The sequence below is a fragment of the Variovorax sp. P1_H2 genome, assembly GCF_056405295.1.
Genome location: NZ_JBFUCJ010000166.1, coordinates 1 through 10,258 on the forward strand (window position 1 = coordinate 1; position 10,258 = coordinate 10,258).

The following is a 10,258-nucleotide window of genomic DNA, read 5'->3' on the forward strand; positions in this document are numbered from 1 at the left end:
GGCGATTGGCACAGCGGCGATTTATTCGGACGAGATCATCGTCGGCAGCATCGAGCCACTGCATCCGAGCGACGCCGCATACGCACTCACCTTCTGCATCCCAACCTCGACTCCAGGGGTCAGCCTCATATCACGAGCGTCGTATTCATCGTCGGCCGATGCCGAAGATGCGCCGCTGTCCTCGGCGCTAGACGAGAACGACGCCATCCTCGTCATGAAGGACGCCTTCGTTCCTTGGGAGCGGGTCCTCACCTACCGCGATACGCGAAGCACGTTCGGTATCTGGTGGAACACCCCGGCGTACGCGTGCATGGGCCATCAGGCGTCGATTCGCTTCTACAAGAAGCTTGAGTTCCTGGCCGGTCTGGCGTATCTCGTCCTTCGATCCAGCGGCTCGTTGGCCATTCCTGAAGTGCGCGGAAGCTTGGGCCGATTGGTCGGATACGCACAGCTCGCCAGATCGATCGCCATGGGGGCCGAGCTGGAGTATGAAAGCGATCCAGAAGGAAAGGGTCACATCGCTCCGAACCGACGCGCAACCTATGCGCAGAGATTGTTCGCCTCCGAGGTCTACCCAAAGTTCATCCACGAAATCCGCATGTTCTGCGGCGGCAGCCTGATCTACCTCCCGGTCCATCTATCGGACTTCAACGCGCCCGAGATCGGGGAAGTTCTGAAATCCTACTTCGGAACGCCCGAGCTCGAGCCAGTCGATCGGGCGCGCCTGCTGAAGCTCGTTTGGGACGTCACCTCCACGGAGTTCGGTTCCCGACATGCGCACTACGAACAGTTCTACCAAGGGGCACCACACGTCTATCTATCGCAGCTGGCGGAACAGAGCCGACTCGATGAACTTGGACGAATCGCAACCAACGCTTTGAGCAAAAACCAGAAATGACAACGGAAACCACACAAAACTTCAAGGGCTTGATGCTTCTCCTGGCAACCACGCAACTTCTGTTGATCGTGGACGCCTCGATCATCAACGTCATCGTTCCGACCATCGCCGGAGAGCTTCGCTTTTCTGAAACCGGCCAATCCTGGATTGCCAACGCCTACCTGACGGTCTTCGGCGGCGCCCTGCTGGTGTCCGGACGGATGGCGGACATTCTTGGCCGGACGCGGATCTTCCAGGCCGGCCTGCTGGTGCTCGCCATCGGCTCCGCCGTGTCCGCGATGGCATCGACACCCGAACTCCTGATTGCGGGACGCGCGATCCAGGGACTTGGATCCGCGTTCTCTGCCGCTGCCAGCCTGGCCGTGATCCTCGCCACTTTCGAGGGCGAGCAGCGCTACAAGGCCCTTGGGTTGATGGCAGCGATGGGAGGCCTCGGGGGCGCGTTGGGCACTTTCCTGGGAGGCGCGCTGACCGCGTGGTTCGGCTGGCGGTCGACCTTCTGGATCAGCGTGCTGATTCCAGCGCTGCTCTTGCTCTATTCGTTCTTGGTGTTCGCGAAGTTCGACAAGAGCGTGCGTCAGGGGCGGGCCGACGGAGTTGGCGGACTGCTTCTGATCGGAGGCCAGACGCTGCTCGCGTGGGGCATCGTGCAGTTCGGCGAAACCTCCAGCGATACCCGCGCGCTCTGGCTCGCGGTGATCGCCGGGCTGGCCTTGCTTGGTGGATTCCTGTTCCGGCAAAAGACTATTTCCCACGGCTTGATTCCGCCGGCGACCTGGAGGAATGGCGGCTTGATGGAGGCGCTGCTGTACGCCGGCATCGGGCAGTTGGTGATCTTCCCCATGTTCTTCATCGGCAATCTCTATCTGCAGTCCATCCTGAACTTCAGTCCGCTCGCATCGGGCTCCGCCTTCCTTCCGCTTTGCGGCATCGTGATCTTGACGGCAACGAACGCCGGGCGATGGCTGCGCTACGGAGCTCGTGAATCCCTGATGGCGGGCTTTGCGCTCGTGACCGTCGGCATGACGTGGCTATCCCTCGCGGGCATGAACAGCGTGTACTGGCTCGACATCCTCGGACCCACATTGCTGGTCGGCGCCGGCCTTCCGGTCATCGCCATCACGACGAACATACTGGGCGCGCAAAGCGCAAAGATCGGCGAAGAGGGACTGACCTCGGGGCTGCTCAATACCTTCCAGCAATTCGGCGCAGTGATCGGCTTGGCCGTCATGATCTCCACCGCGAACTTCTACGCCGCCCATCTGGCCGGCACCGGGCGGACGCTGGCCGCCACCGAACTGATGCAGGGCTACAAGATGTCGTTCCTGCTGGGAGGGGTCGTCGCAGCCCTTGCGACGGCGTGCCTGCTGATCAGCATGATCCTGCGACGCGGCGGGGCGGGCCGCGAGCCGATGACCAAAGGTTGATTCACCCTCGGAGATCGCCATGCGCAGCCTCTTGATCGACAACTACGACTCGTTCACCTACAACCTTTACCAATACCTGGCCGCGGCCAACGGCCGACCTCCCCAGGTCGTTCGTAACGACGAGCTCACTTGGCCAGAAATCGAAGCCCTGGAGTTCGACAACATCGTCATCTCACCTGGACCCGGCCGACCGCAGCGCCCGGCCGATCTGGGCGTGGTCGGCGACGTGCTGCTCCGCGCCAGGGTGCCGGTTCTGGGCGTCTGCCTGGGCCATCAGGCCATCRCTCATTTCTGCGGAGCCAAGGTCGACCTGGCGGTTCGTCCGATGCATGGCCGGCTCGACAGTGTGTCCCACACCGAGCTGGACCTGTTCAGGGGCATTCCGAATCCCTTCGAGGCGGTTCGATACCACTCGCTGGCAGTGACGGAACTCCCGACCGAACTCCAGGCGCTCGCATGGACCGCCGACGGCACCTTGATGGGCCTGCGGCACATCGCCAAGCCATGGTGGGGCGTGCAGTTTCACCCGGAATCGATCAGCACGGAATATGGCGCAAGACTCTTGCGGAACTTCCGCGAGCTCACCGAAGAATGGCAGGATGGCCGCCGCCATCGCGATGCAATCAAGGGCCCGCTCGGCTGGCCATCGACCCCGCAGGCAAGCTCCCGACTGCTTGTTCACGCGCAATGCCTGGACCATTTCCCTTCGCCCAGCGCTACCTTCACCCAGTTGTTCGCCGGTAGCGAGGCTGCCTTCTGGCTTGACAGCAGTTTGGCCGACGGGCAGCGCGCGCGCTTCTCGTACATGGGGGATTCGTCGGGCCCACTCGGACAGCTCGTGACTTACCGGTCGCGGTCAAGACGCATCGAGATCCGCCAAGGCCCCAACATCCAGACCCGTACCCAGAGCATTTTCGACTTTCTCGCCGAGCAGCTACGGCAGAAACCTCAAACAGGGCCGCCGTTGCCGTTCGACTTCACCGGTGGCTATGTGGGTTACTTCGGCTACGAACTGAAAGGCGAGCTCGAAGGCGACCACGCGAACGAAGCGATCACGCCGGACGCCATGTGGTTCAAGGCCGACCGCTTCATCGCCTTCGACCACGCGGAGCAGCAAACCTGGATCGTCTGCATCGACCAGAACGCGCTGTCAGAAGAGAACCGCGCCTGGATGGAACACATCGCCCGCCAGCTTGACTCCCCGATGCCCGAGGCGCAGCAATCCGCCAGCGCCGACGGACCATCGCGGGAGGCCATGCAATGGCAGATCCCGCTTGCCGACTACCGCGAACGGATCGTCGAGTGCCAGCGCGAGATCGTGCAGGGCGAGACCTACGAGGTCTGCCTCACCAACCAACTCGTCGGGGCGGGCCACATCGACAGCCTCGGCGTATATCTCGCGCTCCGTGCCCGGAACCCTGCCCCCTACGCGGCCTATTTCAAGACACCCGAGTTGGCCGTGCTCTGCGCGTCTCCCGAGCTGTTCCTGAAGATCACCCCCGAGGGTCTGGTCGACTCGAAGCCGATCAAGGGCACCGCTCCCAGGGGCGCGACTGTGGCCGAAGACACCGGGATTGCCAACTATCTCAAGAACGACGAGAAATCGCGATCAGAGAACCTGATGATCGTGGACCTGCTGCGCAACGACCTCAACCGGGTCTGCGAGGTAGGCAGCGTCTATGTCCCGACCTTGTTCGAGGTCGAGACCTACGCCACCGTGCATCAACTGGTCAGCACCATCCGAGGAAACCTGCGCGGCGGCCTGTCCGCGATCGACTGCGTTCGCATGGCGTTTCCTGGTGGCTCGATGACGGGGGCTCCGAAGGTCAGGACGATGAAGATCCTGGACAGACTCGAGCCCTCGGCGCGGGGCATCTACTCGGGAAGCATCGGCTATTTGTCGTTGAACGGCGCCGCCGCGCTCAACATCGTGATCCGCACCATCGTGCATGCCGGTGGGCAGGTATCGATAGGCTCCGGGGGCGCGATCTTGGCGATGTCCGATCCAGACGAAGAGGTGAACGAAATCGTGCTCAAGGCACGAGCGCAACTTGCCGCTCTGCGCGCGGACGCAGACGATGCTTAGCCTCTCCGCGAACCAGCGGGGCATCGCCTTGATGGTCTGCGCGACGGCGCTCTACGTCCTGAACGACGCCCTCGTCAAGCTCACGTCACCCTATTTCGGCCCGGGCCAGATCCTGGCTGTGCGTGGGCTCTTCGCCACCGCCTTGGTCGCCGCCCTTGCGCAGCGTGCGGGACAGTTGCGCAACTGGCGGTCGTTGTGCCGGCCCATCGTCGGCGTCAGATCGGCGCTGGAGATCGTAACCGCCGCCAGTTCGGTTGCCGCGCTGGCACTCGCACCACTCGCCACCGTCACGGCGATCATGATGGTTGCGCCGTTGATCATCGTGGTGGCAACCGTCGCATTGGGATGGGAGCCTCCGCGCGGTCAGCGGATCGCAGCGGTGCTGCTCGGCTTCATGGGCGTGGTGCTGATCGTCAAGCCCTCCGCTCGCCTCGATGGCTTCGACTGGGGTATCGCCTTTGCACTGGTCTGCGCAGCCTCGCTGGCGGCCAGGGATTTGGTGACTCGTTCGATCCCGCCCGCGGTGCCTTCCGTACTGGTCGCCCTGGTCACCACGATGGCCGTCTGCGTCGCAGGCGTGACGCTCGGCTCCCGCGAGACCTGGCAGACGCTCATCCGGTCCGAGACCGCCGTCCTAGCCTGCGCGGCGTTCTGCGCAGCATTGGGCAACTACGCACTGATCGCTGCCTGCAGAGACGTCGACCTGTCGGTGGTCACACCCTGCCGCTACACCATCATCCTGTGGGCCATCCTTCTCGGCTATCTCGGCTGGGGCGAATCACCCGACGTTCCGTCGATGCTCGGCATCGCGCTGATCAGCGCGACGGGGCTGTACTCGGCGTACACCAGCCGACGCCGCTAGCCCCCTGCCCCAACGAACAAGCCCGCCGCGGGGCTCTCCGTCCACACGATCGCCCGGCCCTCGTCGACCGGCTTGGTCCCAAACACGATCCAAGCGTCGCACACCGAGCCGATGTCCTCCACCACCTCGAACGCATTCGGATGCTCGTCGGCCAGCGACGAGAACGCAATGCCTGCCGCGTACCGGCCTTCGAGCAACCCAAGGCCCACCTCCGCCACGGTGGGCTCATGCACGACCGAAGGCCAAGGCGACAAGTCCGCATAGGACTCGGTGGCAGGTTGCACCCCGACGCTGCGAGGATGCCCGGCTGCCGAGCGCGCGCGCAGAAGCGCCATCGGCCGGCTCGGGGAGATGAACGCATCCACCACGAAGACATCCTTGCGGTAGCCACCCGTGACGGCCGCCGCTTGCGGATGCACCGCGCACTGCAGCATGAAATCCGCCCTGCCCGCCTTCAGCTCCCGGGCACCGTGGTGGAAATCATCGATCAATTCGATACGCACCTTGTCGACGATGCCGTGCGCAGCCAGGTAGCGCTGCAGCACGAAGTGATGGTTGCTGCCGTCGGGCCCGAGCGTGAGGAATGTGAGCATCGCGATTTATAGCGCGCCGCGCGGTGCCGGAGGCGACGCGATGATCTCGTCTTCGAGGCGGCAGGTCTCCTCGATGATCCGTTCATAGAGCCCGCGCAGGAACTCCGCGCTCAAGCCATGCGTCGCCGCGAACTCCTCCGCCCGCCGGTGCACGATGCCGACGCGGTGCGGCTGCAGCATCGGCACCGAGTGCAGCTTCTTGTAGTGGCCGATGCGGCAACAGCAGTCGAGCCGCTCACGTATGGCTTCGAGCAACTGCCGGTCGATGCCGTCGAGTTCGGCGCGCAACGCGTCGAGGGTCGTGGTGTCGTCGTAGGTCATTCGAGTTTCAGCCCTTGTTCGGTGATGATCCTGCTCAGCATCGCCGTGTCGGTCTTGACCCGAACCGCCAGCTCGTCGGCAGAGCTGCCCACGGCCTGGTACCCCTGCTGGAACAGCTTCTGCCTGACCTCCGGCGAGCGCGTGATCTCGGCGATCAAAGTCGACAGCTTGTCGACGATCGGCTTGGGCAGGCTGGCAGGCGCAGCGGCCGCGGTCCAGATCTCCAGCGCGAATCCCTCGACGCCGCTTTCGGAAAGCGTCGGATAGCTGGGCACCAGCGGACTGCGGGCGGCCGACGTGACGCCGATGGCCTTCAGCTTCCCCGCACGCACCTGCACCTCGGCAAGCCCGGGCGGCAGCAACCCCAACTGGAGCTGGCCGGCGATCATTCCGCTGATCACTTGCGGGTTGCCCTGGTACGGCACGTGCACCGGGGCCATGCCCGAGCGCGACTTCAGGATCTCCATGCCGAGATGGCCGATGGTGCCGATGCCCGGCGTGCCGTAGCTCCAGCGCGCTCCCGCACTGCGCGCCGCCGCGAAGAACATGCGCCCGTCGGTCCCGGGCGCATCCAGAGGCGCCGCCAGCACCAGCGGCGCGGTGCAGATCAGGCTGACCGGTGCCAGGTCCTTCTGCGGGTCGTAGGGCGTTGCCGGATTGAGCAGCTTGGCGATCGTCATGTTGCCGTTGATCAGCATGCCGATGGTGTGCTGGTCGGTGGCCTTGGCGACGATGCCAGCGGCGATGTTGCCGCTGGCACCGGGGTGGTTCTCGACCATCACCGGCTGGCCGAGTGCCTTGGAGAGCGGCTCGGCGATGGTCCGCGCCACGAGGTCGGGCGAGGAGCCGCCGCCGAAGCCCACGACGATTCTGAGCGGCTTGCTCGGCCACGCGTCGGGGCCGGGCTTGGAAGGGGCCTGCGCGCAAGCGGCGGCCGCGAACGAAAGCGCGCCGAGCACGCAGAGCGTGCCGCGCATCAGGGCTTGGGGAATCGAGGAGCGCATGGATGAACTTCGTTTGGAAAGGGGCTCGATCGTTTCCGCTCGCCGCCTTCCGATCAACGCTTTCGTCCAACGGAAAGCAGGGCCTGCCAGCTCGGGTAGTTCCAGTTGGCTTGCTCCCTCGATGCAACACGGCCTTCGTCATCGCAGGGAACGTCGCATGAAATTCATCGGATCGTCTCTACAGGCGGCAGATCGCGCGATAGCGGACCCGGCCCAAGACTGGGCGGGAAATCTCAGGCGCTCAAAGCAGAAAGGTCGGCCGCGTCTCGGCGAACACTCTGTTCGCAACCAAACTTAAAGTGGTTACGGCCTTCGGCCAACGAACCCACCAACCCAGGAGAGGAGCTTGCATCATGAAAGCGCGCAACCACGCCCCCGTTCCCGAATCCGACGATCGCCTGGCCCATGTCCAGGCGGCCTTTGGTGCCACCATGCGCAGGCACCGAACCGACAAATTGCTATCACTGCAGGAACTCGGCAAACGATGCGGCCTGCACCCCAATTACATAGGCTCCGTCGAGCGCGGCGAACGCAACATCTCGCTGAACAACATCTGGCGCATCGCGCTGAGCCTTGAGGTGAAGACGTCCACGCTGCTCGACGACCTGCCGCGCCTGAATGCCAAGGGCAAGATCAAGAAGGCCAGGCGCGCCGAATCGCCCGGCCAGGCAGAAGCCGCGAAGCAGCACGGCCGCACGCCCTGAACGTGCCCGGCGCCGCAGCGATTGGCCGCCTCCGCGGCCGCGGCGCCGGCCCGCTACCTGCGAAACGTGAACACCACCGACAGGTACGACACGGCCTCCTCGCCCATGTCCTCGATCCCGTGCAGCGCCGACGCGTCGAACAGTAGCGTGTCGCCCACGCCCATCCGGATCGACTTGCTCCCGTAGCGGTACACCACGCTCCCCGAAAGCAGGTACACGAACTTCAGCCCTGGATGCTGGAAGGTCACGTAGGGTTCGGCGCCAGGCAGCAGCGTGACCAGGTAGGGCTCGGCGAACAGGTTTCCTGATAGCAGATGCCCAAGCAACTCGTAGCGGTAGCCTGCCACCGCGCCGACCCGATCCACCACGATGCCCTTACCCGCATTCACGTGGCTGAAGTCCGAGCGCGAAGACTGGTCGGAGAACAGGCGCGAAATCGGCACGTCGAGCCCGCCCGCGATGCGGTCGAGCGTCTCGATCGAAGGCGCGACCACCCCATGTTCGATGCGCGAAAGCAGAGAGCGGGAAATGCCCGCTCGCCGTGCCAACTCGCCGCCCGAGGCGCCGCTGGCGATGCGCAGCGCGCGCACCTGGGCACCGAGCAGCGACGCGGATTCGCTTCGGACGGGCTTCGGCGGCACCGTGCGAACCACCGCCAGCCCCGCGGGCAGCTTGAATGGCTTGGCGRTCGGAAACGGCGATGCGACTTGTCTGGTCTTCATGGCTGGCTCTCGGCCCAGGTCCATCAGTCCCCACAAACCCGCGCCAGCCCGCGGTCAAGACCAATGCGGTAGAGCGGCTCTAGCCGATGGTGCTTGCCATGCTCGCCGGCCGCCCTGGCCAGATGCAACTTGCAATCGGGATCGGCTCGAAGGGTTTGCGTCGCCACCAGCTCTTCGATGAACTGCGTCCGCAGGCGATCCAGCGCGGGGCGCAGCTCGGTCTTCAAATCCGCACGGCGATCCGACGGCACGCTGCCGCTGCGCCGCCAGTCGGCCATGAGGACAAACTGGATCAGCTTGCTCGCTTCGATCTGGTCCGCGAAGAAGGCCGATGCCAGCGCGTCCGGAATGCCCATGCCGCGCGCTTCCGACGTCGCCGCATCGATGACCTGCTTCTCGCGCGGATCGTTCGGCGGATCGGCCACCGACAGCTTCGAATCCCATTTCGTCAGCGCGACCTTGCGAGAGATCTCCAGGCGTGTCGCGCTCAACTCGACCAGCCTCGAAAAGTCCTGCGCCTGCACTGCCGCTGCGCAGGCAACAGCCATTGGCGCCAGACCGCCCGTGATGCCAATCAAGATGCCCGCGAAGAGTCGACGCGGCTTCGAAAGGTCGACTTTCGATTTCATGGTTCCGAATGCAATCACTTGTGCCTCCTGTTTGTTGCTGGTCGAACCTTGTGCCCCGATCCCGATCGACGCGTCAATCCGACAGTTAGACAATCTGCCGAAGAAAGTTCCTGATTCGAGGGCTCGAACCCTTGCCGAAGAACTCGTCCGGCGTCGAGTTCTCCGCGATGSTGCCGTTTTCCATGAACACGACCYTGTCCGCGACCGCACGGGCGAAGCCCATCTCGTGCGTGATGCACACCATGGTCATCCCCTCGCGTGCGAGCGCGATCATCGTTTCCAGCACTTCCTTGACCATTTCCGGATCGAGCGCCGACGTTGCCTCGTCGAACAACATGACCGACGGGTCCAGGCAAAGAGCCCGCGCGATGGCCACGCGCTGCTGCTGGCCGCCGGAGAGTTGCGCCGGATAGGCATCGGCCTTGTCCGCCAATCTCACGCGCTCCAGGTGCCCGAGCGCMACCGCCTTCGAATCGGCCTTCGAACGGCGGCGCACCCAGGTCTGCGCGAGCGTGCAGTTCTCGAGCACGGTCAGATGCGGGAACAGGTTGAACTGCTGGAACACCATGCCGACATTGGCGCGCACGAGGTCGGCATGCGCGGCCTCGGGSGAGATGCGGATGCCATTGACGACCACCTCRCCGGCCTGATACGGCTCCAGTCCGTTGATGCATCGCGCGAGCGTCGACTTGCCCGAACCCGAKGGYCCGCAGATCACGATCCGCTGCGACGCCTGCACCTCGAGGTCGATGTCCTTCAGCACCTGGTGGGCGCCRAAATGCTTCGAGAGCCTTCGTATGGCGACGACCGCGGATGCGGCAGCSGCGGTGCTCTCTTTCCAGGCCAAGGGGCCGGCCGTGATCCTCATGCTGAAATCTCCGCAACTAGTACGCGTATCTGAAACTGGATTCGACCCTGCGCATCACGAACATGAGGCCGTAGTTGATGGCCAGGTAGACGAGGCCGGCACTGAGGAACACCTCGTAAGGCGCATAGGTCTCGGCGCTGATCA

General features: G+C 64.2%; 11 protein-coding genes. 5 read left to right on the forward strand and 6 right to left on the reverse strand.

What is annotated here, in order from left to right:
* The 4 genes from AC1D2E_RS32770 to AC1D2E_RS32785 form a co-directional block, all read left to right on the forward strand.
* Positions 1-898, forward strand: an 898-nt coding sequence (locus AC1D2E_RS32770) for a 4-hydroxyphenylacetate 3-hydroxylase C-terminal domain-containing protein (RefSeq protein WP_478201272.1), incomplete at its 5' end; no start/stop codon positions are given.
* Positions 895-2,325, forward strand: a complete 1,431-nt coding sequence (locus tag AC1D2E_RS32775) for an MFS transporter (RefSeq protein ID WP_478201273.1) — start codon at positions 895-897, stop codon at positions 2,323-2,325. The genes AC1D2E_RS32770 and AC1D2E_RS32775, both read left to right, overlap by 4 nt.
* A 19-nt stretch (positions 2,326-2,344) precedes the next feature.
* The gene (gene pabB, locus AC1D2E_RS32780) at positions 2,345-4,411 is read left to right on the forward strand and encodes an aminodeoxychorismate synthase component I (RefSeq protein WP_478201274.1); all 2,067 of its coding nucleotides are present in this window, start codon (positions 2,345-2,347) and stop codon (positions 4,409-4,411) included.
* Positions 4,404-5,273 carry a DMT family transporter gene (locus tag AC1D2E_RS32785; protein WP_478201275.1) on the forward strand — a complete coding sequence of 290 codons (870 nt, stop codon included), beginning with the start codon at positions 4,404-4,406 and terminating at the stop codon, positions 5,271-5,273. The genes pabB and AC1D2E_RS32785 overlap by 8 nt, the downstream gene beginning before the upstream one ends.
* On the opposite strand, the gene AC1D2E_RS32790 is transcribed toward AC1D2E_RS32785, so the two are convergent.
* Genes AC1D2E_RS32790 through AC1D2E_RS32800 form a run of 3 tightly spaced genes read right to left on the reverse strand, consistent with a single transcriptional unit; the run spans position 5,270 to position 7,191 of the window.
* Positions 5,270-5,866, reverse strand: a complete 597-nt coding sequence (locus AC1D2E_RS32790) for a hypothetical protein (protein ID WP_478201276.1) — start codon at positions 5,864-5,866, stop codon at positions 5,270-5,272. The genes AC1D2E_RS32785 and AC1D2E_RS32790 overlap by 4 nt on opposite strands.
* 6 nt (positions 5,867-5,872) lie before the next feature.
* On the reverse strand, positions 5,873-6,187 hold the full coding sequence (locus AC1D2E_RS32795; RefSeq protein ID WP_478201277.1) for a chorismate mutase family protein: 315 nt from the start codon (positions 6,185-6,187) through the stop codon (positions 5,873-5,875).
* Complete coding sequence (locus tag AC1D2E_RS32800) at positions 6,184-7,191, reverse strand: Bug family tripartite tricarboxylate transporter substrate binding protein (RefSeq protein WP_478201278.1); 1,008 nt, start codon at positions 7,189-7,191, stop codon at positions 6,184-6,186. The genes AC1D2E_RS32795 and AC1D2E_RS32800 overlap by 4 nt, the downstream gene beginning before the upstream one ends.
* A 353-nt stretch (positions 7,192-7,544) precedes the next feature.
* On the opposite strand from AC1D2E_RS32800, the gene AC1D2E_RS32805 reads away from it, so the two are divergent.
* Positions 7,545-7,895 (forward strand): helix-turn-helix domain-containing protein, encoded by a 351-nt coding sequence (locus AC1D2E_RS32805; protein WP_478201279.1) that lies wholly within the window; start codon positions 7,545-7,547, stop codon positions 7,893-7,895.
* Positions 7,896-7,948: 53 nt separating this feature from the next.
* On the opposite strand, the gene AC1D2E_RS32810 is transcribed toward AC1D2E_RS32805, so the two are convergent.
* The 3 genes from AC1D2E_RS32810 to AC1D2E_RS32820 all read right to left on the reverse strand — a co-directional run bounded on the left by AC1D2E_RS32810 (position 7,949) and on the right by AC1D2E_RS32820 (position 10,114).
* On the reverse strand, positions 7,949-8,485 hold the full coding sequence (locus AC1D2E_RS32810) for a helix-turn-helix domain-containing protein (protein WP_478201282.1): 537 nt from the start codon (positions 8,483-8,485) through the stop codon (positions 7,949-7,951).
* A 155-nt stretch (positions 8,486-8,640) separates the two neighbouring features.
* Positions 8,641-9,264: a chorismate mutase gene (locus AC1D2E_RS32815; protein WP_478201280.1), complete on the reverse strand. Its 624-nt coding sequence runs from the start codon at positions 9,262-9,264 to the stop codon at positions 8,641-8,643.
* Positions 9,265-9,331: 67 nt separating this feature from the next.
* Positions 9,332-10,114 (reverse strand): amino acid ABC transporter ATP-binding protein, encoded by a 783-nt coding sequence (locus AC1D2E_RS32820; RefSeq protein ID WP_478201281.1) that lies wholly within the window; start codon positions 10,112-10,114, stop codon positions 9,332-9,334.
* Positions 10,115-10,258: the final 144 nt, after the last annotated feature.

Bases quoted from the DNA above. Each gene is read 5' to 3' on its own strand.
- AC1D2E_RS32775 (WP_478201273.1), top strand. From the start codon at position 895: ATGACAACGGAAACCACACAAAACTTCAAGGGCTTGATGCTTCTCCTG.
- AC1D2E_RS32785 (WP_478201275.1), top strand. From the start codon at position 4,404: ATGCTTAGCCTCTCCGCGAACCAGCGGGGCATCGCCTTGATGGTCTGC.
- AC1D2E_RS32790 (WP_478201276.1), bottom strand. From the start codon at position 5,866: ATGCTCACATTCCTCACGCTCGGGCCCGACGGCAGCAACCATCACTTC.
- AC1D2E_RS32795 (WP_478201277.1), bottom strand. From the start codon at position 6,187: ATGACCTACGACGACACCACGACCCTCGACGCGTTGCGCGCCGAACTC.
- AC1D2E_RS32800 (WP_478201278.1), bottom strand. From the start codon at position 7,191: ATGCGCTCCTCGATTCCCCAAGCCCTGATGCGCGGCACGCTCTGCGTG.
- AC1D2E_RS32805 (WP_478201279.1), top strand. From the start codon at position 7,545: ATGAAAGCGCGCAACCACGCCCCCGTTCCCGAATCCGACGATCGCCTG.